Source organism: Ensifer sp. ENS03 (assembly GCF_014852035.1).
In the GTDB taxonomy this organism is placed as follows: domain Bacteria; phylum Pseudomonadota; class Alphaproteobacteria; order Rhizobiales; family Rhizobiaceae; genus Ensifer; species Ensifer adhaerens.
On sequence record NZ_JACVAV010000014.1, the window covers coordinates 81,589 to 105,953 of the forward strand.

Here is a 24,365-nt window from a genome sequence, read left to right on the forward strand (position 1 = left end):
CTTCTGGAAAGGACAGTAAAACGCCACGCCTCCGATCTCAAAGACGAAGATTGCTCCAAAGGCTGCCCTTAATCGCGGTTGCTCTGCCTGGCTGCCAGGGCACTCAATCCGCGTTGAGCCCCGCGGGTTCGGAAGCAGAGGCGACGTTGACTCTGTTTGTCGTCATGTCCATCGGCGCAGCCGCGATCTGGTTCGCGGTGGTCGCCTTCGTCTGCTTTGCCGTTCGCAGTCAAAGACGAGTTTTCGCAGAGCCTGCCGCAAGCCGGCTCGTCCTGTGGGGCGGCGGCGTGTTCCCAACTGTGACGCTCTTTGCCCTTTTGACATATGCATTCTGGTTAATGCCGACGCTTAGACCTTCGCCGACTTTTCGCGATGCTACGGATTTTCGGGTCGAAGTCACCGGCAGGCAATATTGGTGGCAGGTGGTCTATGTCCATCGCGGCCTCACAATCGCAGCGGCAAACGAGATCCGCTTGCCGGTCGGTCGGCGAATAGAATTTTTACTGAAGAGCGATGACGTGATCCATTCCTTCTGGATACCCTCTCTCGGGGGCAAGATGGATATGATCCCGGGTCGCGAAAACCGCCTTTCGCTGATGGCGCAAAGAACGGGGGTATTTCGCGGCGCGTGCGCCGAATTTTGCGGGACGTCTCACGCATTCATGGCGCTCACCGCAGTGACCATGGAACCCGACGTGTTCGACGCATGGCTTGCCAGCCAGGCGAAAGCCTCGATAAACGTCGCGGGAGAGGGGCGCGCACTCTTCTTGCGCCATGGCTGCGGCTCCTGTCATCGCGTTGCGGGCACGGAGGCCGCAGGCGCGGCTGGACCCGATCTTTCTCACCTAGGGTCTCGGCAGATGCTGGGAGCCGGGATCGTCGCCAACACCGAGGACAACATTGCTGGCTTCATCGCGAACCCGGGTGCGATCAAGCCTGGTGCAGCCATGCCCGCTTTCTCCATGCTGGCGCCGCAAGATATCCGTGCAATCGCCGCCTGGCTGAAAGGACTGAGATGACCGAGCCGGGCGCCCGCGCGAGTGAAGAGGAGCGCGCAGCGCAGAGCGAGCGGCTGCGCAAAGTATGGGAGAATCCGCACGGCTGGCGCTACTGGACGAGCGTCAACAACACGCAGGTTGGGCTGTGGTATGCGTCCACCGCCTTCATCTTTCTGCTCTTTGCCGGCGCGCTGGCATTGATTATGCGGGCGCAATTGGCCATGCCCGACAATGATCTGGTTTCGGCGGACTTCTACAATCAGCTATTCACGCTGCACGGGACCGTCATGATGTTCCTGTTTGCCGTGCCAATCTTCGAGGCAGTGGCGATTTTTCTGTTGCCGCCGATGATCGGGGCTCGAGAGTTGCCGTTTCCGCGACTGGGCGCGTTCGGGTTCTGGAGTTTTTTTCTCGGTGGCATCTTTGTGTGCGGCTCGATTTTCTTTGATGCAGCGCCTTCCTCCGGTTGGTTTATGTATCCGCCGTTGGCAACCGACGAAAAACTTTCCGGCATTGGCGCCGACATCTGGCTACTAGGCCTCTCTTTCATCGAGGTGGCTTCGATTGCAGCGGCGGTGGAGCTCATCGTCGGGATCATGAAATGTCGCGCGCCCGGCATGCGCATCAATCTGATGCCGCTCTTCGCCTGGTATCTGCTGATTGTCGCCGGCATGATCCTCTTTGCATTTCCGCCGCTGATTGCCGGCGATATCCTCTTTGAAATGCAGCGCATGTTCGACTGGCCCTTCTTCGATCCGGCACGCGGCGGCGATCCGCTGCTGTGGCAGCACCTTTTCTGGATTTTCGGCCATCCGGAGGTCTACATCATCTTCCTGCCGGCGATTGCCTTGATGGCGATGATCGTTCCAACCTTTTCGGGGCGTCCGATCGTGGGTTACTCCTGGATCGTGCTTGCCGCGGTCGGCACGGGCTTCCTGTCATTCGGCTTGTGGGTACACCACATGTTCGCGACAGGACTGCCCCAGATATCGCTTGCCTTCTTTTCGGCCGCTTCCGAGGCAGTGGCGATCCCAACGGCGGTTCAAGTCTTCGTCTTCATTGCCACCATGCTTGCTGGCCGCGTCATCCTTTCTACTCCAATGCTGTTCGGGGCAGGCGGCATCGCCATTTTCGTCATCGGCGGGCTAACCGGCGTCATGGTGGCAATTGCGCCCTTCGACTGGCAAGCGCACGACACTTACTTCGTGGTTGCCCACCTCCACTATGTCCTGATTGGAGGGATGCTGTTCCCGGTCGTTGCGGGGATCTACTACTATTACCCCCTCATCGATGCAAAACGTCTGTCCAATACGCTCGGACACATTGCCTTCTGGCTGATGTTTGTCGGTTTCAACGTCACCTTCTTTCCAATGCATCTGACCGGCCTTTTCGGCATGCCGCGTCGGGTTTTTACCTATCCGGCCGACCTTGGGTGGAACCTCTTGAACCTTGTGTCGTCTGTCGGCGCCATCGTGTTTGCCTTCGGCGTTTTGATCGTGGTGTGGGATGTCCTGCGCCCTAAGCACCGGGAGCCTCGCGCCGAACAAAACCCGTGGAATGCCGGAACGCTTGAATGGGTCAGCGAGCCTGAGGAAAACTGGGGTGTGCGCTCCGTTCCCTTCGTTTCGAGCCGCTATCCACTTTGGGATCAACCGACGCTTGCCCGCGAGATCAGCGAGGGGCGATGGTATCTTCCCGACGCCAAGGAAGGGCGTCGCGAAGGTCTGGTCACCTCCGTGCTCGATGCACGGCCGGAACAGGTCTTGCGCGTTGGCGGCACCTCAAAGGTCACCATCCTCTCGGCTTTCTCGCTCGGTGCCGTGTTCATCGCCTTGACGTTTAAGTGGTGGATCGCAGGGGCAATCGCCGCCTTCACCTGTTTCTGTGCGATCCTCTATTGGCTCTGGACGGGGACCGGGGAAATTCCCGAGAAGCCGCAGAAGGACGTCGGCGTTGGGCTCGCCTTGCCGCTTTACGCATCCGGTCCGTCTTCAGTCGGCTGGTGGGCCATGTTCATCACGATGGTGGGCGACAGTACCGCCTTTGCGAGCCTGATCTTCGGCTATTTTTTCTATTGGACGATACACGAAGACTTCACGGCGGGATCAGCTGGTCCCGGAATGATGTGGCCACTGGTTTCGGCAGCGCTCTTTGTCTTTGCGTGGCTCGCCACCTTAGCTGCAAGACATTTCAACGCCCTCGCGCGTACGGCGTTCGCGCGTGCCGCTTTGATCGTGGCCCTCGCCCTGACGGTCGTCGCATCCGCGGCTGGCATCGCGGGGCCCTGGTTGCACGCCATGAACCCGACCGCACATGTTTACCCGGCCATCGTCTGGGTGCTGGTTTGCTGGACAGTCGTTCATGCTTGTGTCGGCGCTGTCATGCTAGCCTATTGTCTTGCGCGAAGCCTTGCCGGGCGCCTTACGAAAACCCACGACATGGACCTGCGCAACGTGGCCCTCTACTGGCATTTCCTGGCAATTACGGCGCTCATCACCTTCTTCGTGATCGGTCTTTTCCCGGAGGCACTTTAATGCGTCTGCTGCCAAGGGAAATCGAAACGTTCTGGACGCTGTTCACGGGGCCGGCCATCTGGGCCGGGCACTTCCTGATATGCTACGCCAGCGCGGCGATTTTCTGTGCCAAACCAGCGTTGTTCGGGATGGAGTTCAAATCCTTGCGCCTAGGCATCGCCGTCATCACGGTTTTAGCGCTCGCAGCCATTGGGCTTTCGGCGTTCCTTGCGTGGCGCCAGTGGGGCTTCGGTGCGCACGATCCTCCGCATGACGATCCGACGCGCCACGATCGCCTTCTGTTTCAGGGGTTTGCAACCTTGCTGCTTGCCGGCTTGAGTTTCGTCGCCGTCCTGATGACGGCACTGCCGACGATCTTTGTTTCGGAGTGCTTGCGATGAGGGCGCTCTGGCTTGCGAATGGTTGCCTCCTTTTGGCCGTTATCTGGCTTGGCCCGCTTTTGAGTGCGTGGCGCGGCTCGGTGACCGCCCACATGCTCGCGCATATGGGGGTCGTAGCAGTCGCAGCACCTCTCATCGCTATAGGTGTTGCTCCCCGTCTCGCCAGCTGTCGCCGGCCCGTGCTCACCGGGTTGCCGATCGTCGCCTCGCTCGTCGAACTCCTGGTGGTCTGGGGTTGGCATGCACCGGCTGCACGTCGGTTGGCGGAGAGTTCGCTTTGGGGCACCGCCCTTGAGCAGGCCTGCTTTCTAGCCGCCGGGTTGTTCCTATGGTCCACGTGTCTTGCGGCCGGGAGCACGAACAGGTCTTCAAGCAATGCGGCAGGCGCCTTCGGTTTGCTGCTGACGACCGTTCATATGACGCTCCTCGGCGCCCTCTTGGCGCTCAGCCCACGCACGCTCTATCAATTTGGCGATGTCACCTGTTTCGGCACGACCTTGACGGCGGCTCAGGATCAGCAACTCGGCGCCGTTGTCATGCTGATGGTTGGCGCCGCAGCCTATCTCGCAGGTGGGGTCGCCTTGCTTTCCGGTCTGCTTGCAGAGCCAAACCGGAGGGTCGCCTGATGCATGTTCGATGGAAGCACCTGGCCGTCGGGCTCGCCATCCTGCCGATCGTCGTCCTTTTTGCCACCTGGATCGGCTTCTTTAACGTCGGTGCGTCATCCGGCCATTGGAGGATAACCGAGTGGTTTTTGCATTTTGCCATGCGTTCGGCTGTTCGCACCTATGCGCTCGCCGTTGATGCCCCGGAGAGGCTACCTGATAACGGCATCCCACCGGCAGCCGGTCACTTTGCCCGTGGCTGTGCCACCTGCCACGGTGCGCCGGGCGAACCGCGGTCCCCCGCAGCACTTGCGATGTTGCCGCAACCGCCGGATCTTTCCGCTGTAGTCGAGCAATGGGAGGACGCAGAACTGTTTCGCATCGTGAAGCACGGGGTTCGCTTCACCGGCATGCCGGCGTGGCCGACCCAGGCGCGCGACGACGAAATCTGGAGCATGGTTGCGTTCCTGCGAAAGCTTCCGGCTATGGATGCGGCCACCTATCGTTTGCTCGCCTATCGCGAGAGGCCACAGCCACCCATGCATGCGTTCCGATTCGAAGATGCATTGGCAGAATGTACCCGCTGCCATGGGACCGATGGGATGGGCTTTAGCCCGCTCACGCCTGTTCTTGCAGGACAGAAGGAGGCCTATCTGCTCGAAAGCCTCAACGCCTATCTCGAGGGACGTAGACCAAGCGGCATGATGCAACTTCCCGTGCAGTCGGTGGATCCGGGGCATCTTCGCGCTCTTGCCAGCCATTTCGCAGCTTTGAAGCGCAATGCGGTGGTGCAACCACTAAAAGACGATCGGGTGGGGCAGGGCGAGCAGATTGCGCAGCACGGCCGTCCCGCCCAAAAAGTTCCGGCATGCTTGGGCTGCCACCAAAATTCGCAACGTAACCCGTCCTACCCAAGGCTTGACGGTCAGCCCGAGGCATTTCTCGCGGCACAACTGAAGCTCTTTCGCGAAGGCTCGCGATCGGGAACTCCGTTCAGCCATTTGATGGAGAGTGCGGCAGAATACCTGTCTGACGCAGATATCGAGAATGTTTCGGCATATTTTTCGAGTTTGCCTCCTGAGGATTGAAACACCTTCGTGCCGAAATCGTTTGGCTCGGTCATTGAGGAGCCGGTCATGAAAAAGCTGCTGATCACCGTTCTTGTTGTCGCTGCGCTTGTGGTTGCCGCGGGTGGGGGCTTCGTTGCGCTGTCCCGGCATGAAGCCACGGTGCCGATCGAGCAGACCTATGGACCGGATCCGGTTCTCGTTGAACCGAAAGCGGAGTGGTTGCCTTCCGTGAACGTCGCCGAGGCCACGCCCTGGCCCAATGGGCAAATGCCCGTCGCGGCGCAAGGGCTTGAAGTCAAGGAATACGCCGGCGATCTGGACCATCCACGCTGGCTTCATGTGCTGCCCAATGGCGATGTTCTGGTGGCCGAAAGCAATGCGCCGCCGAAGCCCGACGCGGGCTTTTCGATCCGGGCCTTCTTCATGGGCCTCTTCCAGGCTAGAGCCGGTGCCGAGACGAAGAGCGCCAACCGCATATCGCTTCTGCGTGATTCAGATGGTGACGGCGTGGCGGAAACCAAGACACCGTTCATCACTGGGCTCTACTCCCCCTTTGGAATGTCATTGCTCGACAGCACACTCTATGTCGCCAATGCCGACGCCATCGTCGCCTTTCCCTATCAGGAAGGCGCAACGCAAATCACCGGGGCGCCTGACAAGATCGTCGACCTGCCTTCAGGTCGCAACCATCACTGGACAAAGGATGTCATCGCCAGCCGCGACGGAACAAAGCTCTATGCCACCGTGGGCTCCAATTCCAACGTAGCCGAGAATGGCATGGATGAGGAGAAAGGACGAGCCGCGGTCCACGAGATCGACCTCGCCAGCCGACAGACGCGGCTGTTCGCATCCGGTCTTCGCAACCCCAATGGGTTGTCCTGGCAGCCTGATTCAGGCCAGCTCTGGGTCGTCGTCAATGAGCGCGATGAGATCGGCCCTGACCTCGTGCCCGACTATATGACGTCCGTACAAGATGGTGCCTTCTACGGCTGGCCCTATAGCTGGTATGGCCAACATGTTGATGATCGCGTCGAACCCCAGAACCAGGAGCTTGTGGCCGTCGCTATCAAGCCTGACTACGCGCTCGGGCCTCACACGGCGTCACTCGGCCTGACTTTCAACACCGGCGATCTGTTCGGGCCCGAGATGAAAAGCGGTGCCTTTGTCGGTCAACACGGCTCATGGAACCGCATCCCGCGCAGCGGCTACAAGGTCATTTTCGTGCCTTTTGCCGCCGGCCGGCCGTCCGGCCCGCCGCGCGATATTCTCACGGGTTTCCTAAGCGCCGAAGGTAAGGCTTTGGGTCGGCCGGTGGGCGTTGCGATTGCTCGCGACGGCGCGTTGCTGGTCGCCGATGATGTCGGAAACAAGGTGTGGCGCGTAGCACCCCACGCCAATTGAGTGTCGGGATCACCGCAGCGTTCGGCTGACCTTGCCCCTGGGCTGGAGGAATGCGGCGTTGCACGGTGGTCACCGCTTTTCCAGTGCACCATGGCCCGATAGCCGTAAATGTCACCGTCACGCTCCTGTCACGCGACAAGGCGGTCAGGGCCCGATAAGTTGCGCGCTCATGTCAAGCCTCGAATTGTCGCTGGCAGCGCGCTTTGTTTCATCAGCGCAGCGGCATCACGTACGGAGTGGGATCTCATTCGCCGCTATCTATTTAATATCCATACAGCAGGCGTCGTTAGCCGCGACGAAGTCGGTCGAAAGTATTCATCGGATGGGGCTGCCGTCGCTTACGGTCAACGGGTCGTAGATGAGCTGACCAAGGATGAGGAATATTACGACGCCATAATAGATGTGGTCACGGCATCTGGACGGTTGGTTGCGCGACTTATATCGCGCAACGCTCCGCCCATGCGTCCCGTGAGCCAGCCGACGCGCCAAGTTTCATTGCATTGAGCATTATCTTCAGTGAGAATCTCTCCCGATCGCTAAGGGACAGGATGGAGTTTTCGCAGCATCTCCGGGGAGATCATCGATATTGCTCGTTCACTGGTGTGTCAAAGTGAGCTGAGCGCGGCGGCGGTACCTAACCTGGCGACCCCGCCCGAGGAGCGATGCTCGCAGTCCGCCTGGTTCCCGTCGCGACCTGTTGGATGTAACTCTCAGGATATCGCGGCCAATTTACAAACAAGCGACACGGAAGAATGGTTGTCGGGGCTGTCGACTGCTCATCCAAACGTGGGTTGTTCACGACCCTCCTGGAATCAGGAGCAGCTTGCCAGTTGTCTTGCGGCTGGCCATGTCCTTATGTGCCTGCGCAGCATCCTTGAGAGGGTAGCTTCCCCCTGCAGTGACCTTCAACGACCCGTCCGCGATCCAATCGAAAAGCCGGCCGGCGCGCTCGCGAAAGAGTTCGGGTGAGTGGATATGATCGAAGAAGACGCCATAGCCGATCTTGACGCTTTTCGGCAGGCTCATGATGTCGAGCGGGCCCGGCCCACCCAGCACCGGGCCATACCAACAGAGCGTTCCTGACCGCCGCAGTACTTCGAGGGACGCTTTGAATGTCTTGGGACCGGAGCCATCATAGACCACGTCCACTCCCCGACCACCGGTGAAGCGGAGCACCTCGTTGACAAACTCTCCTTCTGTATCGACGATCACGTGCTCGGCGCCGGCATTTTGCGCGATGGCGACCTTGTCTTTCGATGACACGCGCCCGATGACGCGCCCGCCTCGGAGCGTTATGATCTGCGTCAGGAGCAGTCCTACGCCGCCCGCTGCAGCATGAACGAGCGCGATGTCCCCAGGTTGGACGGGATAGAAATCGGTGGCAAAGTGGCTGGCGGTCAGGCCCTGCATCATGATTGATGCGGCCGTTCGGTCATCAATGAAGTCGGGGACCTTGATGAGCGACGTTGCCGGGATCGACAGCCGCTCGGAGTAGCTTCCGGGGGCATAGACCCAGGCGACGTGATCGCCCACGGCAAGATCCGTAACGCCGTCGCCAACACTGAGCACGCGGCCGGCGCCCTCGACGCCAAGCACTTTCGGGTTCGGGGTTTCCGTCCACGCCATGCCCTGCCGAACGCCGATATCCATGAAATTCACACCTGCCACGCGGACCTCAACGATAACGTGTCCGGGCGTTGCCACAGGCTCTGGGCGCTCGACGAATTCCATAACGTCGCTATCGCCCATGCCGTTCATGACCACAGCTTTCATAGTCAGCTCCTTTCTTGACTGATTGTTCCAGAATTGTGCAAATTTTTTTGGGGTGCTACCGGATTGCACGGATTGCCAGTTCTCCGAGAGATTCCAATTCCGCGCGAGGGCTACCTCCACGGGCCGCGATACGAATGCCAGCGATGCTGGTAATGAGGAAGGAGGCAACAGCCTCTGCCGACAGCGATTTTTCGACATCGTTTTCGGCCTGGGCTTGCTTGATGCACTCCACTGCCGCTTTCCTCAAGCGATTGTCGGCAGCATGATGGAGCGCGTTAAGTTCCGGCCGGCTCTGGCCAAATTCACAAATCGAATTGACGCCGAGGCAGGCGCAATGGGCGCGCTCCACCACTCGTTCTATCATTGCCGCGATCCCGTCGACGGCCCGTCGCTGGCTGCGCAACATCGTCACGTGGGCTTCAGTTTCTTCGAATGCATAACGTTCCACTGCTAATCGGTAGAGCGCCCATTTGTCTCCAAAGGTGTCGTAGAGGCTTTGTCGTCCGATCTTCATCGCGCGCACCAGCATCTCAGTCGATGTGCCCTCGAAGCCGTGTTCGCGAAACACGTCGATTGCGGCACCCACCGCCTTGTCTTTGTCGAATTCCTTTTTTCGCGCCATCGCCGTGAAATAGCTATTCTGGAACGATCTGTCAAGAAATGACATTGTGATCTGTAGTCTATGCGGCAACGCACAGGCGATCTTGATTTCGAGGAGTCGAGCGCGTCGCGGGACAACGTCATCGATATCGCTCGACGGCGAGGCCCCTAGTAGGTGAGGGGCGGGCCTTTCTCGTTGGCGATCGGCGGAATGCCACGGCCAAGATACCTCGCCTTTGCCCCGCCTTTGGCTATGATCCTTTGGCTTGGGGGGCAAATTTTCTGAGCGAGGTCTAGGTCACCTCTTATCGCCGTCGCATCGACCAGGTCTTGCGTGAAGGGCAGCCTGCCGCCTGGCAGCGCCAGCCCTCACGGACATGCGCCAGAAGATCGACCGTTATGGTCCCCTCGCGCGGCTCGGCGCCGAATTCGTTCATCAACCCAATTGCCGCAAACCAGAGAGCGTTGACTGCCGCGCGCCATCTTTGGCGTAGTGCCCGCCGGCGACGCTTCAGCCAGAGAGACTTCAAAATCCTTGGTTGCTGCTGATGGTGATACCGGTCGCGGTCGGCCAGATGTCGACCGAAAGGCTGCCGACGAGCGGACCCAGCTCCAATCAGCCGGCAACGTCTTCTGCCGACTAAAGTTCAATCCTTCACGGTCACCGACGGCGACAGGGTTCGCATCAGCATGGTACGAGCGTTCGGCTTGTCGGCTTCAACACTCCGGAAAAGTTCGAGCCCAGATGTTCGCGCATCGCCGACATGTCCGGTCGCTGGTGGCTGGCCAGGTGAGGTGTCGGCGCCCTGGATGCCGAGAAATTAAACTTTCACGTCGAGTGTCATCTCGACCATCGTCGGGCGAAAGCCCGCTGCGGCAAAGAGCCGTTGAGCAGCTTCGTTTCTGTGCGCCGTGGAAAGCACGATAAGGTTTGCTCCTCGCTCTTTAAGCGCTGCAACAGCTGCCTCGAGCAGCATCCGGCCGATGCCTTGGCTGCGCTTTTCGGGCTCTACGAAAAGATCGTGAATGACGCCCGCCGGTTTTCGGAGCGCCATGTAGTCATAGCCCTCAACCGATGCATAGGCGTAACCGACGATCATTTCGTCTTGCTCGGCGGCGAGGACCACGACCTCGGACTTTTCAAGCTGACTTCCCAGCCATCTGGCATAAGATGCCTCTGTGCCGGTTCCCGTCGGGATGAAGCGCTCGGGGTCCCATTGATGATGAAGCGCCATCAGGTCAGCCCCGAACTTTCCGAGCACAGGCACATCTTCATCGCGGGCGGCTTTAATCGTGATGGTTGATAGCATTTTACGGCATGATCCGTCGTTGGTGTTATCCGGCCATCACCTTCGATCAGCCTGGCCGAAGAACCTTGCATCGTAGATGAACTTCGTCGTGGCTCAACGGCTCGCAGGCAAACAAAAGGCGCTCTATCTTTGCCGCCAGGCTCTGTTCGCCAAATTTAACGGCGCGGTCGCAGACACGCCGCGCCGCTTGCCTTCGGACTTCGGGAATTGGGCGGTTTAGCCTAGAGAGTTTGCGGGGTCAGCGTCCGCTCGCTCCGAAATAGCGGCAATGTTTCCAGGTTATTCCATCGCCGCTTTCCGCGACCCGTCGCTGCTTTCGTCGAGATCGATAGCGTCGCCGAGCGGGGTAGCCGCGATTGAATTGATTTGTTGCGCGAGAGCCGAAAACTTGCTCGCAATATCCTGCAGCTCCGACGCTGAATTCGAGCCCGGGCGGATGCCGTTTACGCCACGTTTGTCCACGTTCTCAACCAAGTTCCGAGCGCTTTTGCCTTGGCGCACAACCGCTCATTTGGATCTGAGTGCCGGTCCAAGCTGTGCCTCGCCTGGAGTTGGGTTGCGAAACAATGCTGCTTATCGGCCACACTCGCGCGTGGTTCGTTACAAAAAATGCTGCGCGTGCGAAAGAATCTGACGTGGAGGGTAGCGGTTCGGGTAGTCGTGTCTGTTAGTGCGTGCTAATGAGAATTCAACGATCTGACACGAACACCGCTACGAGCGTCGCAGACCTCGTGATCCAATTTAAAACGGCCCAGTGCCAACTGGATGAGACGGTTTACGGGTATGATATTGAGCGCTTCCGCTCACTCGAAGAGACGATTAAGCAGTTGTTTCAATCGATCGAACGACGCGTGCCGCGCGACGCAGCCGAATTCGGGACGATCGCGACATTCTATCTCGATCTGCTCGAGGACTGTGATGGCGGCTTCAACAAACGGCTTCATGATGGCTTGCGCCAGCTGTTCGATCGGCACACCCCGCGTGGGCACCCGAAGGGAATTGGGTTTGCGACGAGTGGCCAACCGCAATGGATGGCAGGGGGTTAGGCGGAGCAATGAAGGAGGACGGAGAGCGCACGATTATTGTCGAACTCACAGATGCGGATGCGACGGACTCCGGGATCTTCACCTGGGATATCGTTCGCGACCTTGTCTATGGAGATTCGGCCCTGGCTGCGCTCTTCGGTCTAGCCGCGAGCGAGACGAGCCAGGGACTGCCGCTGAAACTGTATCTCGACCGGGTCCATCCGGAGGATCGACCAGGGTTGGCGAAGACAATTACGGAAAAGATCGTGAGCGGACGAGCCCAGCAGTCGTTCTACCGCGTCAGGACGCGGGCTGGCTTGTATGTCTCGGTCGTTGCTTTTGGTCGGTGTTTCCAGGATCGCGATGGAACACCGGTCCTCTATTCCGGCATCGTTGTCCTGGAAAGCGCAACATCGACCAACGACAACCGGCGGCATTAGCGCCGGAGCAGGATTTTCCCGGCGATGTTGGTGGACCTAGCCGGACCTTCGCCGGATCATTGCCGGTTGACCGGTGGACCTCGAGCTCCAATCTAAGGCTCCTGACGCTGTACAACCTGGCGCAACAACTGGTCCGCGGAATTCCTGCTCTAAGCGGAAGAAACGAGAGAGCCAAACAGTGAGACTGATCATCCGCCCGAACGACCGGTATCCGCATCTCGGATTGGACCGTCGTCCTTTGGCGATTGCGTGCGGCGAAGGTTGGCTGGGCATCCTGCACGCATTCTTCACCGAGGCCGACAAAGTGATGGCTGCAGGAGGCTCGTTCACGGTGCTCGAGGTGATGGAGAAGAAGGGCGTTCTGCACATGCATTATGCCATCGCACAGATCGCACCTGATGCCCGCTGCGCGATCGACGATGCCTCCCGGCTAGCCGCCGCGCGATCCTTTCACATCTGCGAGGTGTGCGGACGCCGTGGGCGTCTGCACACCTTCGGCGGCCTCCCTAAGGTCGTCTGCAGCGAGCACGCTGACGGCGAACTCGGCAAGGGCGTACCATTCGAAGACCCTCTCAATGCTCCCGATCCCTATTTCCCTGACGTGGATCCGTTCATAGCAGCTCGGCCGACCGTTACGGAGTTCGATGCTGCTCCGATCATTGAAGGGTGGCTTATCGAGGAGGACAGCGAAGGCGGCCGGCGCCCGTGGCTATACGGCTGGTTCTTCAGCGAGCCTGTGACCCGCGACGGGGAGCATGGGCACACGTCTCCCATCGTCCAAATGGACGATATGGTGCCCCCACGATGGGTTCGAACAGATACTCGGCTTTACCGCCTCGGCATGTGTTACCCGCCGGCCGAGCGCGAGATCCGTTACTGGGCGCAGAAGCTGTCTCGACGCCCTGTGCCCTACGGCGAGCCTCCCGGTGGCAGCGATGACATTGAGGCGATGCTGGCCTTCCTCCGTTCCAGCGGCCGCCTGCGATCAACGAAGATTGACCGCCTGGAACAAGCCTACCGCGAAGAGCCGGGACACGTACAAGAAGTCGGAAAAGTTCGCACGACGTAAGGCTTTGCTGATCGTGGTGCATCGGCTCCAACGCCGGAGTTCCGCTGATTTGGGGCCCCGCTTTCCTGCTCGTCGGGGTGTTGCGGTTTTCGTGCGCAGCGGGTCATTCCAAGTATGGGCGCCGGTGCGCTGACGCGCGCGGTTGCCCCATGGTACCTTGTGTAACCCTTGTCCATCAGCCGCTTCGTAGCAGCCGTCGCATGCCGGGCTGACCTTGGTGCAGCTCATTCAAGTGTGGGTGGTCCGGGAGATCGCGGAATTCTCAGCCATTATTCGGCGCTACCTGCGTTTCGGTGCGCGTTGCCGCGCTCAACCCCGATCAGGTCGTCGAAGAAGTCGAGCATCGCTACATTGCTCTGTTGGAATTCCCGCTTGTCCATTGCCTTCACTGGCTACGTACCGGGTGACGGTCGCCTCTTTGAAATCGGCGATGGAAAAGCCGTCGATCGGCCGGATGCACGCCGCCAAGGGCGAACCCAGAAGCAATGGACGGAATGCCGTCTCAAAGCTTGGTGGAACAACGAAACCGACTTCGTTCGCTACTAAAGCCAACGCGGCTGAGAAAGCCGCGAAGGAAGGACGAGAGCTGCGTGCAGCAAAGATGGCTATGCCGAATTCATCGAAAAGGCCGCCCGTATTCGCGCATTGGCTCAGCTTGAAACAACGGCTGATCATCGCTGAGAAGCTGCGCGGTATCGGCTCGTCTCTCGCAGAATGGATCTGCCCGGAAACTCACGGACGGGAGTGGCGAGTGATGCAGCAGCGTTCCATGATGCTCGACCTGATGATGTCCCGCCGGCGCCCGGCCTCGATGAACCGTTGTGGCTGAAACCAATCTCGGTAAGAGCGGATGGAATATGGGAAAATCGGGCATCATGTCCAATGGTGTCGGTACTGGGTCGATCAGTACCGGTGACAGCGTCGCTGGGTATTGCAGCCACGGCGGACCGTTCTGGGACGAGCACGAACGCTTCAAGGCTGCGCTGACCGATGCCGTCAAGATGATGCAGCGCCGAAAGCCATCGCCGCGTTGCGCGGAAGGGGCTGAATGACTGAGCAGCTTTGGGGTTGAGTATGGGGTGACGCACTCATGACCGACCCCGACCACCTCCGCGAAGAGATCTCGAAGCCTAAATCTTCCGCATCAAAAATCCATGAACAGCGCCGACAACGGCGTGCGAGACTATAAACTCGCAGTGATCACCCGTCTTCGTGATGGGTGCCATCGGTCACTCGCTGCCCTTGAAGAGCGCGCGGCGGCAGCCTACCTCGGGCCGGGCGACACCAACGTTATCGGAGAATGCCGGCTTCTTTCGCAGCAGCTTCAAAGGCGGCCCTGGCTTCCGCGCCAGGAATTGTTCCCTCGGCAGCATCCAGGCACGCTTTCCGGGCCGCTGCGTAACTCGCGCTCTTCGTCTCTGGCCAGGACTTCATAAGGAATGCGACCGCCTCTCGGGCATTCCTGATGACGTGAAAATGATTATCAAACGTCACTTCAACGTTCGCATCCCAGATGTTTATCATCGCGGCCTCCGTAGGGTTGGCCTTTCCGAAACGTATATTAGGGAATTCTGTTCCAACGGAGAGATCGGACTGGGAAGCTTAGCAAGCTTAACCGCTCATCTTAGCCGGTATTTCCTCACCTGGCACAGGGGTGACGTCTGGCGCCTCTTCCGGGACGTCGTCCGGTCGGGGCTCCTCAATGGGGCGATCCGGATTGTCTGGCATGGGGTCGGGTGTCTCGCCGGGCGGGACCTCCACGGGCTTTCTCGGCTCTTTGGGGTCGTCGGTCATATCGGTCTCCCTTCTTGCAGGCCTAATGGAGCCGCATAAGTTTTGTTCCGCGAACCGGGAGGTGCGGCAGCATAAGACGAATGGATTCAGCGCAGCCTTGTGACCTTTGCCTCGGCGATCGCTTCAATGAACGCGGCGCGAGCTTGCTCCCATGGATACGTGCCCATCGCCGCGTCGGTGCATTTGTAAAGCGCGTCCGAGTACGCGACGCCAAAGTCTATGGGCCAGTTCTCGCTCAGGAGCTTAGCCGCTCGACCCGGGGTCCATACGATTTGCACCCCGTCGAGCTCCGGAAGCTGGATGATCACGCATTTGCTCCAACTCTGGATTTCCACCGGCCTCTCCTTATCTTGCGGTCGCGCCTACATTTTCGGCGGAATAATTGCGCCGGGCACACGGCTAATAGGAGGTACGTCGGGACCGACGTCGGGCTCCGGCTCCTCGATCGGGGGCTCCGGCAGATCTGGTGGAGCATCCGGCGGCAGGTCCGGCGGGAATTCGGGATCTGGAATGGTCGGGATTGGGGACTTGGGCATGGAGGCCTCCTCTTTAGTGGTGCAACCGCGACCGAGCGGTGTTTGTTCCAAGAGCTCGGGCCGGGGCGCCCCGGCGAGGTGGCGGCATGACCGAGCACGTGTCCGCGAAACAGTAACAGGCCGCCATCGCCATGCCGAAGCGTGGGAACAAGTACCAGGCGCAGCGCACCGCCTCTCGACGGCATTTGGCGTCGACGAGGTCGGCAAATGCATCGCCTCACTGATGGACGCCGGCATGATGATCCCCGCATCGATCCAGTCCGAAGATCCGACCGAGGAATATCGGATCGCTCTCACGGGCATGCTGATCCACGGTCGGCGCACCGTGTTCGTCGGCCTGAAGCGTGGGGAATACAAACTTCAGAACAGGTCCTTCCTGCCGATCTCATCAGAAATGGCGGCTATGGCCAACCTCGAATGCCGAAGCCTCCGCGAAGAGCGGATGCGCCTCGGAGATGATCAAGGCTGGCCGCCAAAACGCTGCGCTCGGTGGCCCGCGCAGCTCCCGCTACGGGCTTAAGGACCTGCGCATCACGCAGGAGAAGAGGCGAGTTCGCCGCCCAGGGCTTCGTCGTCGTCGCCGAATGCCAATCGCACGACGAGTTCGCCAACGGCTGCAAGGAGCGCCGGTGGCGTCTCGGCGCAAAGCATCTTTGGGCAATCAATCAGGTATAGGCTCCTGGCGCCGCAAAGCAGGTCCTACCGGAGGCGCATCCTCTGCTGCATAAGCATCGGCTCGGCCCAGACACCAACCGATCACGTCATCGCCGTCCGCGTCCACCAGCTGCGCACGCTCGCCTACCTGACGCCCACCGACTATGTCCGGCTTCAGAGCCTCGAACTGCGGATCCCGTCAAAGGTCATGCCCGGCCCGTCGCACTTCATATTGCTCGCGAAGGCTGTCCTCTATCTCTTCACGGACCCCGGCGAGAGGAGGACATTGCGAAAATTCGAAGACGTTCTCGCGGCTGTCGAAGTCGCCTCGTAGGTCACCCAAGAACGCGGACCGTGTTTCGTCCATATCGCCCCAATGTCAGGTGGAAGTGCCAACTATAAGTAAATTTATAGTTTTGCAGTGGCCGTCGAGGCGAATGTATAATGTCGGTTTTTTACTCGGCTTTTTTATTGGCCATACAAGCGTTTGGATCCCCAAACGAAATCGATAACATCCCCAACTGTCACGAGTTGCTCCATCGACTCCTCGGCGATGAATATCCCAAACTCCTCTTCGATCAACATCGACAACTGGGATATTTTCACCGGGTCAGTTCCAAGATCGTCCACGATTGCAGCGGTGTCGGCAAGGTCCGCGGCTTTGACGCCGAGTATTTCGATGAAAATCATCTTGACGCGGGCGGAGATACCGGCTCGTGTGGTAGCCATACGTCGCTCCCGTTTTTGTGTTCGCGACGCCGACTTTAGCCCTTCTTTCGTTTCTCGGCTAAAGCGTTCGCCTTCTCTCGCGAGTTGCCTGCTTCTTTGATGATCTTGCGGGCCTGGTCATCGGTGAGGCCGTGCTTCCGCTTGAAGTAGTTGAGTTCGTAAGCCTGTCCAGCGGCAACTCGTCCGCGATCGCGACCAACGTTCTTCTTGTCGTCTGCCATAGGGTTCCTCCCGGGTTGTGACTGTTCACAACCGTGGAAGCCGCAGGAATGTTCCGCGACAAACTGAAATCCCATAATCTAGTGGGGGTTAGTTGTTCCGCTTTGCCACATAAGTTGTTCCCGGATCGTTCTGGTGCGTATTAATGGCCGAACCAAGCAAGTGTTCTACGTGAAAGATATCAACCACCGAGCTACCAACAGGCCGACGCGGTGGTGGCAGCTGAGGGATCCGGCAACAAATCGATGGAGGCTGGCTAGCGGCGAAAACCGAATTGGATTCGCGTTACTGTCGCTCGTCTTTATCGCCGCGTCAGTTCTACTTTTTTGGCCTTGACGACGAACCAGTGCGTAAGGCGCAGTGTCCGCTAACGCAGCCCGCTCGAATGTCGGCGTTGGCGTTACTTCTTATTGGTGTCCTTCACCTGAGATCCGAACGTCGGCGCAGCGGGTTTCGCGGCAGCCTTGTCCTTGTCCTTTTTGGGCTTTCTGGCTTCCTTGTTGCTTCGTACTTGACCCTTGGCCATTGGCGCGTCTCCTGTTGACGAAAAAGGTAGCCGCTAACGGCGGGAGATAGCAACCGAATTCGGTCATCTTGAATGCATTCCCACTCTCCAAGGTTGGATCAATACCAGTCCTGAAAAGCGCGCGATACGAGAGGTTCGCGCAGGCACTCGCCAAAGGCAAGACAGCAGATGACGCATATGCGGCTCGATCAGAGGGAACACTCGCTGGATCTTAGCGAGGACTTCACCGCCTCACGCCTGCGTCTATCACTGCTAATATTTCAGAAATCCGGCCGCCGCTGGTAACCGATTGGGCAACGTGGCGCGGCGCCTGTTAGTCTTCAGATAGTTGCTCCGCAGTCGCGACGACCTCGGAGCGCCGAACGTCCCGTCGACATACTTGAAAAAAGTATGCTCATGATCCAGGCGACGATTGCGATGACGACTATCTTCATGAGGCACTTCCGGTTCGTCACGATCTACAGCAACACCCCGGACGCCCCATTATTCCGTCGCAGAGCAATCGGGGGGTCCCTAATTGGTGGGGACCATCGCCGGCGGCTCCGGTGGTGCCGTCTCGACTCCCGGTTCGAACATTAGGATGCTCAATACCAGGGCAACGAGAATGCAGATGAGCACCAGGAAGGCGACGCCGGCTTTATCCATCCCCCACTTCAGCCCTCGAATGTGGGCATAAGGAGGCAGACAAGCGCGACGACCCAAGGACCGCGGTTTATGCGGTAGGGGCGGCAAGCAAGAGAACAATCGCGATAGCGATCAGCAGCGGCCCCATCCATCGAAAGTGCCTCGTGAGTTGAGCGAGCCATGGTACCTGAGTGTTGGTCTGAACGTAGCCAAACCCTGCTGCCGTCATCCAGAGGCCGGCGCAAAGCATGATGATCTGATCAACATAGGCCAACACTTCCAATTCCTTTGCCTACAGCCGGAGAGGTGGATGACGCGGGTAGCCAAATCGGGATACGGGGGAAATCGCAGCGGCCTTCAGTTTACCGAATGATGAACCATTCCATGGGATCGGCGCCTCGCTTGTAGCTCAGCCCCGCTTTCTCCAAGCTCTGCTTTAGGTCAACCGGACACAAACAGAGGTCCATTCGGCGCCAGTCCTCGCCGGGAGGCCATTTGGAAAACGGGTTGTGATCCTGCCACACAAGGTTTCGGCGCCGCTGAAGTCAACGAGTTCGCCAGGAGGTTGGATCATCGCCTACGGCCCGATTTGAGCACGGATCCTGGAGTCGCGGCGTCATTGATGTCCAGATTAATGCAGCCCGCGCGACCGTCGGCGTTACTTCTTATTGGTGTCCTTCACCTGAGATCCTAACGTCGGCGCAGCGGGTTTCGCGGCAGCCTTGTCCTTGTCCTTCTTGGGCTTTCTGGCTTCCTTATTGCTTCGTACCTGACCTTTGGCCATTTGCGCGTCTCCTGTTGACGAAAGAGCTAGCCGCCAACGGCGAGGGAATAGCAAGCGAATTCGGTCATCTTGAATGCCATCCCCACTCTCCGAGGTGGGATCGATGCCAGTCCCAAAAAACGCGCGCCATGAGAAGTTCGCGCAGGCACTCGCCGACAAAGGCAAGACAGCCGATGTTTTAGGGAGGACGGCGCCTGTTAGTCTTCAGATAGTTGCTCCGCAGTCGCGACCACCTCGGAAGTCCCGAACGTCCCGTCGACATACTTGAAAACAAGTATGCTCATGATCGAGGCGACAATTGCGATGACGACTATCTTCATGAGGCGCTCCCGGTTCGTTGCGATCTACAGCAACACCCCGGACGCCCCGTTGTTCCGTCGCAGACCAAGCGGAGGGCCCTAATTGGCGAGGACCATCGCCGGCAGATCTGGTTGTGCCGTCTCGACCCCCGGGTCGAACATTAGGGTCCTTAATACCAGGGCAAGGAGAATGCAGTTGAGCACGAGGAAGGCGACGCCGGCTTTGTCCACAACCAACTTCAGGCTTCGAATGTGGGCAGAAGTAGGCGGGCGAGCACGCGAAGAACGCCGGTGGTCGCTTCCAGCACTATGTTAACCGCCGCAATAGAGTTTCAGTGAGGCTGCGCGCTTGCCAATCTCAACAGATCTCGCAACGGCGGAAGGGCTTTGCGTTGGGAGCTTGCCGCCGCTTGATTGCATCATGACTTCGAGGGCTTGCTCGACTTCTGTCAGATCAACGGTCTTCTTCTGCGCAAGAAACCAATCTGATGTTTTTTGCCGTATCATGTTGCGAAATCCTGCCTCTACGGCGCCCTTGTACTTAAGTGGGGCAACCACGCGCATACGCGCCGGTTTCCCGTCGGACGTGCAACCGTAGACGAAAATGCCGTTCTTCGCGGCGATCGCGTTCTCGCTTCAAAACGAGAGGACCCCGGCTATTAGCAATGTAGCAGTCAGCGTGGGTTTCACAATTGCCCCTCGAAATTTCCCCAAGTATAACGTTCACTCAATGGCGCAACAAATGCAAGTTGTGCCCCTGGAATGCGCGACCATGCAATGACCGCCGCCTATGCGGGAGGGTGGCCGCCTTCTTTCGCGGTCTATTGGCCGTCCGATTCCCTCAACGAGGTACGGCGTCTATGCGGTCGGTTTTGGCTGCGCTAGGCGGTGTTTCATAACCAGTGAAGATCGTCGGCGCGGGTCTGAAGGCCCAAACCATAAGGATGCCCACGGAAGCGATGAGTAGCGAGAAAACGAGACGACTTGACACGGTGCTTTCCTCCTAGTTGGAGCGCTGTGAATGCTGATGCATTCGTCGCCATTGTCAGCTCGTCATTTCTGGCAAAGAGACGCGCAAGCGCCGTTTGAGCCTCGCGGTCCGTGCGGTTAGGGAGGGGTCGGTTGTGTCCGGTCGCCGCATGGCAACCCCAGAACAATAGCACAGTTATCGCCGTGTGGTCGCAATTAGATAAGCGCCGAAGTCTTCGTCAAATTACCAACTGCACGATATGAGCAAAGGGCGTCATTGCCCACTTGCCGCTGTTATCCTTCGCAGTTTTGTAGATGATGAAGTCGCGCCCAATAGTAAAGGGTCCGTGCATCGTAATCTCATTGCCGGTTGAGAGTATTGCCCGAAATTCGTTTGTGTGGCGCTGCTCAATTTGGCCCCTGATCAAATCGGATAGGTCCTGGTCCAAAATACTGGACTGCGTGTCTATCATTGGATTCCCCCGAATTGTTGCCGCCTAGATTTTGATGGCGCCACAAATCACGACCGTAGGCAAGGGGCAGCCGTCAATGTCTCCGAGCGGTGGAGCGGCCGGCACGAGTTCGCAAAGAGTGAGCACCGGCAACGATGAGATAACCAGCGTTCGAGCACCAGTCGGTCTGGTCGTGTGGGCATGGCAGGAGCGACTGGCGGCGAACCAGGACGGGCAGTTGAGAAAACACGCTCAACAATCTCAGTTACGATATCCGGCTTGTGCGGGAGATCCTCCAGTGCCTGGAAGAGAACGGTCGTGGTTCAAAGATCCGCTCGCCCAAAGCGTGAGGAAAAGAGCGTCAAATGGCGCGCTCGCCTGTTGTGGACTGTTGCTCAAACTTGCAAGCATTGCTCGGGCCCGATGCCTGCAAATGCAATCGTTGATAGCGAGCATATACACACTTATCCCGGTTTTTAGGCAGGTCGCTGAAGCGGCGGCCTCGATGCGCGCCGTGGAGGCAGGCCGACCAGGCCACCGACGCCCCCGGCAACTGCGCCAATCAGACCGACAAGTTCGGTGACAAAGGATTGCCTCGAAGGGCGCCTGACGGGGCCATAAGTTTCGAGGTCATCGACGGGTCCGGAGGGGCTCTGGACCGCTTGATTGTCAGCCGTGTCCGATCACATTGAGTGCATGACCGAGCCACCACTACTCGGTGTGCAGCAATAGATGGCTTAGCGCTTGCGGAAGAACTGTCCGGACCCTCCACGTTGGAATATAACTCGAATGTAGTACGCAGGACGCCCGTTTGGGTGAATTGCCTTGCATTTCTCAGATTGGCAAACTGCGCCTGCATTTACACAAACCGCTACCGATTTCGACGCTATCCACCTGCGTTCGCGGTTTATATTGGCGTGTAGATGCTTGATATAACATATATAATTATGCGCGCATGAGCCTCCGCTCGGTGTCCCAGCGGAGGCTCACCCTCTCAGGCGCGCCGTAGGTAAGCTCGGATTTGAAAACAAGAAACGGCGTCGCGGGCGAGGGGTTCTAATTGGGACTCATCGGTTTAGGGATCCGACTAAGAGAAATGGCCCCGATGGCGTGGTGGGGGGGGAAGCCTTGGGTCGTCGCCGAACTCGACGCTGTCGCGGCGATGGCCCCCGGCGTGAGCTTCTGGGCTATTAGACGGATCGTGTCCGTGATCAGTTGCGATCTGGGCAAACAAAAAGGCCTCGTCGTTCGGGCGCGACGAGGCCAGTTGGCTTCATAATCATGAAGCACGGGCGCGCTTTCAATCCCCGGAGGGCGGGGAGCGATATGCGCGTTATCTAATATAGGGCGCAGACGTTCCAGTGCGAGGGCTCCGGCGAGAAGAAATCGCCCGGCAATACAGCGCTGATGATTGGCGTCAATGTGAGCGCTAGTGCCGCGTCGTCTCGGCCGATCGACCAGAGGTAGGCGACGATCTCCAGCCTAAGAGGATCTCGGTCCCGGTATTTCTCCGTTATCCGACGTACCTCTTCGGTTGCAGAATCCTTCACCTCGCCGATCACGTACATCTCATGTCCAATGGCCGTGATATCGCACCCAGCCGCGATCAACTCATTCACGATCCCGCAAAGGTCCTAATCCGTTGTCAGACCCAAGATCCGCCGCCTTTACTGGTTGAGTAGTAAACTGCATGCAACGATCTCAGATGATGGCCCCAAAAGTGCAACCAACGGGGCCAAGAGATTCAGTGTCCAATGAGCCCTCGCAGGGGAAGTGGATAGCTTGGGCTCGTTGTCGAAACCGCAATCCAGGGGGCTTGTTCCGCGCCACCATGTCGAATCCTACAAATTGCGCACTGGGGAAGCCTGATCTGATACAGGCATGGTCACGAAACTCACAATAGGTGGCGCTGGGTTTTCAGAAAAGAGGCCGGGGCGCACCTTCATAGGTGCCCCACATGCACGTGCGGGCTGCGCAGAACAGAAAGAATTGGCCCCCTGGAGCTATCGGGGGCCAATTCCTCTCTCCGCAGGGCAATGGGAAAACCTGGGAGCAGACTACAAACTGCTGTCTTTGGAAACGGTTCCGTCGTGACGAGACATCTAGGACGAACTCTTCAGGTGTCTGCCGACACCGTTTGGGTGCCCATCACGTTTAAAGGACTTGGAACTTAATTGATCTACGATCCGCTGCGTGAGCACGGAGTCTTCCCGCTTGACGGGCAAGGTACGCAAAGTTGTCCATCGTCTTGTCGCTTTTGCGCTTCTTAGGCTTTTCGAAGCCGATCAGTGTTGACGGTCTTTGGATCCGGGCTTTCTGTGGGGGAAATCAGGGTGAGCGTACAAGTGCGTTGGCAAAGCCCATGATCTTAACCGAAACAAACGCGCAATTGCATCATTCGACCGAATTTGGGTGAGCTATCTGTTTGGGGCCGTTGGACAATACGTCCCCGAACTGAGGAGATGCCAACTCGAGCCAGGGTTTTTCCTGTCCTTACCGACTGAACCTATTGCAGCGACGATTGTTCATAAGGCGGCACATGCCCGGTTTATCAACGTCGGCATTCCTTACAAAAAGCTTGCATCCGACAAGCGTTCCCCCACCCACGTCGAACCAGGGTTTACTGCGACACCGCCCGCGAGCGCACTTGGAAAACAGGCGAGATCGCTAGTGTCGCCATTCGGCAAGCAAAATGGCCCCGTCATTCTCGACGGGGCCTAGAGCGCGCGTGCTATACCAACCGTGCTACACAAAAGGGGTCTCCATTCTTAAAAATTTCGATGAAGGCCCGCCTTGATCCGTTGGGCAGTGGATCATCAGCAATGCAAACAACGGCCGCGGATGCGGAATGTTCCTCTGCGCTGACCGATTGCGAATGAGATCGCTTGGTACGCCAATCGAATCGAATCAATTGTGGCGTTTAACTGTCTGTCGATAGTAAAGTGAACCTATCCACGAGTATTGCGTTAGGGCGAAGCGGTGCGTTGAGGAGGCGGTGCTGTGAACACGAAGCTCCGTATCGACGGGTCATTTCAGGCCATGCGTCAGGCGATTGACGATGCGCGCCAGGCGTTCGCGAGCGGAGGCGCCGATCATCATCGCGACGCCCTACAATACCTCGGTCGCGTGGTAATGAACTCATTGGCCGAGATCATTGAAACTGACGGCGGCACAGATGGTTACCTCTACGACGCCGACGGCATCGCGCAGGATATCGAGGATTGCTACCAAAAGCTGGTAGAGGAGGAAGAGGCCGCGGAACCGGACAACGAAGCGCGGCAACCTACTCATGGAACTATGAACCTTCCACAGCAGGGAGTGGGGCGATGATCACTGGCTCGGATCTGCTGCAGATTTCCTTGGCACGCATCAACATGGAGCGCTCTGAACTCGAAGAGGCCGGGGTAATCGACAAGGGGATTGACGGCGATAGAGCGTGGTCCAACTTCGGACGGGACATCGATACTTTCATTATAAAGCTGCCCCAAAGTCGGCTCGCTGCGTTAGCCGCGATGATCCAGAGACGAGCAAATCGTCAACGTTGAATGGCTAGAACCCTTAGAAAGAAACCAAC

General features: G+C 58.4%; 31 protein-coding genes. 15 read left to right on the forward strand and 16 right to left on the reverse strand.

Annotation, left to right across the window (positions count from 1 at the left end; all coding sequences use genetic code 11):
* Nucleotides 1-146 precede the first annotated feature (146 nt).
* From coxB to IB263_RS34825, 7 genes are all read left to right on the forward strand, one after another.
* Complete coding sequence (gene coxB, locus IB263_RS31100; RefSeq protein ID WP_246811127.1) at nucleotides 147-1,019, forward strand: cytochrome c oxidase subunit II; 873 nt, start codon at nucleotides 147-149, stop codon at nucleotides 1,017-1,019.
* A complete protein-coding gene (gene ctaD / locus IB263_RS31105) occupies nucleotides 1,016-3,532 on the forward strand; it encodes a cytochrome c oxidase subunit I (RefSeq protein ID WP_112977339.1) in 2,517 nt (838 codons plus the stop codon). Before coxB ends, ctaD begins: the two co-directional genes overlap by 4 nt.
* Nucleotides 3,532-3,912, forward strand: coding sequence for a hypothetical protein (locus tag IB263_RS31110; protein WP_060606889.1), 381 nt, complete (start codon nucleotides 3,532-3,534; stop codon nucleotides 3,910-3,912). Before ctaD ends, IB263_RS31110 begins: the two co-directional genes overlap by 1 nt.
* Nucleotides 3,909-4,538 carry a cytochrome c oxidase assembly protein gene (locus IB263_RS31115; RefSeq protein ID WP_060606886.1) on the forward strand — a complete coding sequence of 210 codons (630 nt, stop codon included), beginning with the start codon at nucleotides 3,909-3,911 and terminating at the stop codon, nucleotides 4,536-4,538. Before IB263_RS31110 ends, IB263_RS31115 begins: the two co-directional genes overlap by 4 nt.
* Complete coding sequence (locus tag IB263_RS31120; protein WP_063894947.1) at nucleotides 4,538-5,605, forward strand: c-type cytochrome; 1,068 nt, start codon at nucleotides 4,538-4,540, stop codon at nucleotides 5,603-5,605. The genes IB263_RS31115 and IB263_RS31120 overlap by 1 nt, the downstream gene beginning before the upstream one ends.
* 48 nt (nucleotides 5,606-5,653) lie before the next feature.
* Nucleotides 5,654-6,988: a sorbosone dehydrogenase family protein gene (locus IB263_RS31125; RefSeq protein ID WP_112977355.1), complete on the forward strand. Its 1,335-nt coding sequence runs from the start codon at nucleotides 5,654-5,656 to the stop codon at nucleotides 6,986-6,988.
* Between the two features lie 108 nt (nucleotides 6,989-7,096).
* Complete coding sequence (locus tag IB263_RS34825; RefSeq protein WP_371814283.1) at nucleotides 7,097-7,492, forward strand: hypothetical protein; 396 nt, start codon at nucleotides 7,097-7,099, stop codon at nucleotides 7,490-7,492.
* Between the two features lie 291 nt (nucleotides 7,493-7,783).
* Here IB263_RS34825 and IB263_RS31130 read toward each other — a convergent pair whose 3' ends face one another.
* The 4 genes from IB263_RS31130 to IB263_RS31145 all read right to left on the reverse strand — a co-directional run bounded on the left by IB263_RS31130 (nucleotide 7,784) and on the right by IB263_RS31145 (nucleotide 11,133).
* Nucleotides 7,784-8,761 (reverse strand): quinone oxidoreductase, encoded by a 978-nt coding sequence (locus IB263_RS31130; RefSeq protein ID WP_060606883.1) that lies wholly within the window; start codon nucleotides 8,759-8,761, stop codon nucleotides 7,784-7,786.
* 55 nt (nucleotides 8,762-8,816) lie between these two features.
* Nucleotides 8,817-9,383 (reverse strand): TetR/AcrR family transcriptional regulator, encoded by a 567-nt coding sequence (locus IB263_RS31135; RefSeq protein WP_112977356.1) that lies wholly within the window; start codon nucleotides 9,381-9,383, stop codon nucleotides 8,817-8,819.
* 799 nt (nucleotides 9,384-10,182) lie between these two features.
* Nucleotides 10,183-10,671 carry a GNAT family N-acetyltransferase gene (locus tag IB263_RS31140; RefSeq protein WP_192439455.1) on the reverse strand — a complete coding sequence of 163 codons (489 nt, stop codon included), beginning with the start codon at nucleotides 10,669-10,671 and terminating at the stop codon, nucleotides 10,183-10,185.
* A gap of 279 nt (nucleotides 10,672-10,950) precedes the next feature.
* Nucleotides 10,951-11,133: a hypothetical protein gene (locus IB263_RS31145; protein ID WP_060606880.1), complete on the reverse strand. Its 183-nt coding sequence runs from the start codon at nucleotides 11,131-11,133 to the stop codon at nucleotides 10,951-10,953.
* Nucleotides 11,134-11,402: 269 nt separating this feature from the next.
* Here IB263_RS31145 and IB263_RS31150 point away from each other — a divergent pair, with 269 nt between their 5' ends.
* From IB263_RS31150 to IB263_RS31175, 5 genes are all read left to right on the forward strand, one after another.
* Nucleotides 11,403-11,717: a hypothetical protein gene (locus tag IB263_RS31150; RefSeq protein ID WP_162770633.1), complete on the forward strand. Its 315-nt coding sequence runs from the start codon at nucleotides 11,403-11,405 to the stop codon at nucleotides 11,715-11,717.
* A gap of 8 nt (nucleotides 11,718-11,725) precedes the next feature.
* Complete coding sequence (locus IB263_RS31155) at nucleotides 11,726-12,136, forward strand: PAS domain-containing protein (RefSeq protein WP_060606875.1); 411 nt, start codon at nucleotides 11,726-11,728, stop codon at nucleotides 12,134-12,136.
* Nucleotides 12,137-12,314: 178 nt separating this feature from the next.
* Nucleotides 12,315-13,205, forward strand: coding sequence for a hypothetical protein (locus IB263_RS31160; RefSeq protein ID WP_060606872.1), 891 nt, complete (start codon nucleotides 12,315-12,317; stop codon nucleotides 13,203-13,205).
* Nucleotides 13,206-13,635: 430 nt separating this feature from the next.
* Entirely contained in the window at nucleotides 13,636-14,034 is a 399-nt protein-coding gene (locus tag IB263_RS31170; RefSeq protein ID WP_162728927.1) for a hypothetical protein, read from the forward strand.
* Nucleotides 14,027-14,257: a hypothetical protein gene (locus IB263_RS31175; protein WP_162728931.1), complete on the forward strand. Its 231-nt coding sequence runs from the start codon at nucleotides 14,027-14,029 to the stop codon at nucleotides 14,255-14,257. Before IB263_RS31170 ends, IB263_RS31175 begins: the two co-directional genes overlap by 8 nt.
* Before the next feature lie 238 nt (nucleotides 14,258-14,495).
* Here the strand turns inward: IB263_RS31175 and IB263_RS31180 are convergent, their stop codons facing one another.
* The 3 genes from IB263_RS31180 to IB263_RS31190 all read right to left on the reverse strand — a co-directional run bounded on the left by IB263_RS31180 (nucleotide 14,496) and on the right by IB263_RS31190 (nucleotide 15,334).
* Nucleotides 14,496-14,729, reverse strand: coding sequence for a DUF982 domain-containing protein (locus IB263_RS31180; RefSeq protein WP_034800350.1), 234 nt, complete (start codon nucleotides 14,727-14,729; stop codon nucleotides 14,496-14,498).
* A gap of 87 nt (nucleotides 14,730-14,816) precedes the next feature.
* Nucleotides 14,817-14,999, reverse strand: coding sequence for a hypothetical protein (locus tag IB263_RS31185; RefSeq protein ID WP_112977342.1), 183 nt, complete (start codon nucleotides 14,997-14,999; stop codon nucleotides 14,817-14,819).
* An 86-nt stretch (nucleotides 15,000-15,085) separates the two neighbouring features.
* Nucleotides 15,086-15,334, reverse strand: a complete 249-nt coding sequence (locus tag IB263_RS31190; protein ID WP_034800356.1) for a DUF982 domain-containing protein — start codon at nucleotides 15,332-15,334, stop codon at nucleotides 15,086-15,088.
* Nucleotides 15,335-15,770: 436 nt separating this feature from the next.
* Between IB263_RS31190 and IB263_RS31195 the strand changes: the two genes are divergently transcribed.
* Nucleotides 15,771-16,055: a hypothetical protein gene (locus IB263_RS31195; protein ID WP_162728932.1), complete on the forward strand. Its 285-nt coding sequence runs from the start codon at nucleotides 15,771-15,773 to the stop codon at nucleotides 16,053-16,055.
* Nucleotides 16,056-16,657: 602 nt separating this feature from the next.
* Here the strand turns inward: IB263_RS31195 and IB263_RS31200 are convergent.
* From IB263_RS31200 to IB263_RS31215, 9 genes are all read right to left on the reverse strand, one after another.
* Nucleotides 16,658-16,918 (reverse strand): acyl carrier protein, encoded by a 261-nt coding sequence (locus tag IB263_RS31200; protein ID WP_112977344.1) that lies wholly within the window; start codon nucleotides 16,916-16,918, stop codon nucleotides 16,658-16,660.
* Nucleotides 16,919-16,953: 35 nt separating this feature from the next.
* Nucleotides 16,954-17,139: a DUF3606 domain-containing protein gene (locus tag IB263_RS31205; RefSeq protein ID WP_060606866.1), complete on the reverse strand. Its 186-nt coding sequence runs from the start codon at nucleotides 17,137-17,139 to the stop codon at nucleotides 16,954-16,956.
* A gap of 398 nt (nucleotides 17,140-17,537) precedes the next feature.
* Nucleotides 17,538-17,663: a hypothetical protein gene (locus tag IB263_RS34535; protein WP_255381443.1), complete on the reverse strand. Its 126-nt coding sequence runs from the start codon at nucleotides 17,661-17,663 to the stop codon at nucleotides 17,538-17,540.
* Nucleotides 17,664-18,375: 712 nt separating this feature from the next.
* Nucleotides 18,376-18,561 (reverse strand): hypothetical protein, encoded by a 186-nt coding sequence (locus IB263_RS34345; protein WP_090300846.1) that lies wholly within the window; start codon nucleotides 18,559-18,561, stop codon nucleotides 18,376-18,378.
* Nucleotides 18,562-18,945: 384 nt separating this feature from the next.
* Entirely contained in the window at nucleotides 18,946-19,071 is a 126-nt protein-coding gene (locus tag IB263_RS34540) for a hypothetical protein (RefSeq protein WP_256386711.1), read from the reverse strand.
* A 197-nt stretch (nucleotides 19,072-19,268) separates the two neighbouring features.
* A complete protein-coding gene (locus IB263_RS34545; RefSeq protein WP_256386710.1) occupies nucleotides 19,269-19,391 on the reverse strand; it encodes a hypothetical protein in 123 nt (40 codons plus the stop codon).
* Nucleotides 19,392-19,682: 291 nt separating this feature from the next.
* The gene (locus IB263_RS31210) at nucleotides 19,683-19,934 is read right to left on the reverse strand and encodes a hypothetical protein (protein WP_112977345.1); all 252 of its coding nucleotides are present in this window, start codon (nucleotides 19,932-19,934) and stop codon (nucleotides 19,683-19,685) included.
* 644 nt (nucleotides 19,935-20,578) lie between these two features.
* Complete coding sequence (locus IB263_RS34830; protein WP_034800367.1) at nucleotides 20,579-20,812, reverse strand: hypothetical protein; 234 nt, start codon at nucleotides 20,810-20,812, stop codon at nucleotides 20,579-20,581.
* Nucleotides 20,813-22,128: 1,316 nt separating this feature from the next.
* A complete protein-coding gene (locus tag IB263_RS31215; RefSeq protein WP_112977347.1) occupies nucleotides 22,129-22,410 on the reverse strand; it encodes a hypothetical protein in 282 nt (93 codons plus the stop codon).
* Between the two features lie 1,381 nt (nucleotides 22,411-23,791).
* Here IB263_RS31215 and IB263_RS31220 point away from each other — a divergent pair.
* Both IB263_RS31220 and IB263_RS31225 read left to right on the forward strand, forming a co-directional pair.
* Nucleotides 23,792-24,121 (forward strand): hypothetical protein, encoded by a 330-nt coding sequence (locus tag IB263_RS31220; RefSeq protein ID WP_192439456.1) that lies wholly within the window; start codon nucleotides 23,792-23,794, stop codon nucleotides 24,119-24,121.
* Nucleotides 24,118-24,336 carry a hypothetical protein gene (locus IB263_RS31225; RefSeq protein WP_051659543.1) on the forward strand — a complete coding sequence of 73 codons (219 nt, stop codon included), beginning with the start codon at nucleotides 24,118-24,120 and terminating at the stop codon, nucleotides 24,334-24,336. Before IB263_RS31220 ends, IB263_RS31225 begins: the two co-directional genes overlap by 4 nt.
* Nucleotides 24,337-24,365 lie beyond the last annotated feature (29 nt).

What these genes read in the sequence shown, in the direction of transcription:
- IB263_RS31120 (WP_063894947.1), top strand. Translation starts at nt 4,538, where the DNA reads ATGCATGTTCGATGGAAGCACCTGGCCGTCGGGCTCGCCATCCTGCCG.
- IB263_RS31130 (WP_060606883.1), bottom strand. Translation starts at nt 8,761, where the DNA reads ATGAAAGCTGTGGTCATGAACGGCATGGGCGATAGCGACGTTATGGAA.
- ctaD (WP_112977339.1), top strand. Translation starts at nt 1,016, where the DNA reads ATGACCGAGCCGGGCGCCCGCGCGAGTGAAGAGGAGCGCGCAGCGCAG.
- IB263_RS31125 (WP_112977355.1), top strand. Translation starts at nt 5,654, where the DNA reads ATGAAAAAGCTGCTGATCACCGTTCTTGTTGTCGCTGCGCTTGTGGTT.
- IB263_RS31200 (WP_112977344.1), bottom strand. Translation starts at nt 16,918, where the DNA reads ATGGCTACCACACGAGCCGGTATCTCCGCCCGCGTCAAGATGATTTTC.
- IB263_RS31225 (WP_051659543.1), top strand. Translation starts at nt 24,118, where the DNA reads ATGATCACTGGCTCGGATCTGCTGCAGATTTCCTTGGCACGCATCAAC.
- IB263_RS34830 (WP_034800367.1), bottom strand. Translation starts at nt 20,812, where the DNA reads ATGATAGACACGCAGTCCAGTATTTTGGACCAGGACCTATCCGATTTG.
- IB263_RS31140 (WP_192439455.1), bottom strand. Translation starts at nt 10,671, where the DNA reads ATGCTATCAACCATCACGATTAAAGCCGCCCGCGATGAAGATGTGCCT.
- IB263_RS31115 (WP_060606886.1), top strand. Translation starts at nt 3,909, where the DNA reads ATGAGGGCGCTCTGGCTTGCGAATGGTTGCCTCCTTTTGGCCGTTATC.
- IB263_RS31135 (WP_112977356.1), bottom strand. Translation starts at nt 9,383, where the DNA reads ATGGCGCGAAAAAAGGAATTCGACAAAGACAAGGCGGTGGGTGCCGCA.
- IB263_RS34825 (WP_371814283.1), top strand. Translation starts at nt 7,097, where the DNA reads ATGTCACCGTCACGCTCCTGTCACGCGACAAGGCGGTCAGGGCCCGAT.
- IB263_RS31195 (WP_162728932.1), top strand. Translation starts at nt 15,771, where the DNA reads ATGATGATCCCCGCATCGATCCAGTCCGAAGATCCGACCGAGGAATAT.
- IB263_RS31210 (WP_112977345.1), bottom strand. Translation starts at nt 19,934, where the DNA reads ATGCGCGTGGTTGCCCCACTTAAGTACAAGGGCGCCGTAGAGGCAGGA.
- IB263_RS31170 (WP_162728927.1), top strand. Translation starts at nt 13,636, where the DNA reads ATGGAAAAGCCGTCGATCGGCCGGATGCACGCCGCCAAGGGCGAACCC.
- IB263_RS31185 (WP_112977342.1), bottom strand. Translation starts at nt 14,999, where the DNA reads ATGACCGACGACCCCAAAGAGCCGAGAAAGCCCGTGGAGGTCCCGCCC.
- IB263_RS31180 (WP_034800350.1), bottom strand. Translation starts at nt 14,729, where the DNA reads ATGATAAACATCTGGGATGCGAACGTTGAAGTGACGTTTGATAATCAT.
- IB263_RS31155 (WP_060606875.1), top strand. Translation starts at nt 11,726, where the DNA reads ATGAAGGAGGACGGAGAGCGCACGATTATTGTCGAACTCACAGATGCG.
- IB263_RS34535 (WP_255381443.1), bottom strand. Translation starts at nt 17,663, where the DNA reads ATGGCCAAGGGTCAAGTACGAAGCAACAAGGAAGCCAGAAAGCCCAAA.
- IB263_RS31110 (WP_060606889.1), top strand. Translation starts at nt 3,532, where the DNA reads ATGCGTCTGCTGCCAAGGGAAATCGAAACGTTCTGGACGCTGTTCACG.
- IB263_RS34540 (WP_256386711.1), bottom strand. Translation starts at nt 19,071, where the DNA reads ATGGCCAAAGGTCAGGTACGAAGCAATAAGGAAGCCAGAAAGCCCAAG.
- IB263_RS31205 (WP_060606866.1), bottom strand. Translation starts at nt 17,139, where the DNA reads ATGGCAGACGACAAGAAGAACGTTGGTCGCGATCGCGGACGAGTTGCC.
- IB263_RS34545 (WP_256386710.1), bottom strand. Translation starts at nt 19,391, where the DNA reads ATGAAGATAGTCGTCATCGCAATTGTCGCCTCGATCATGAGCATACTT.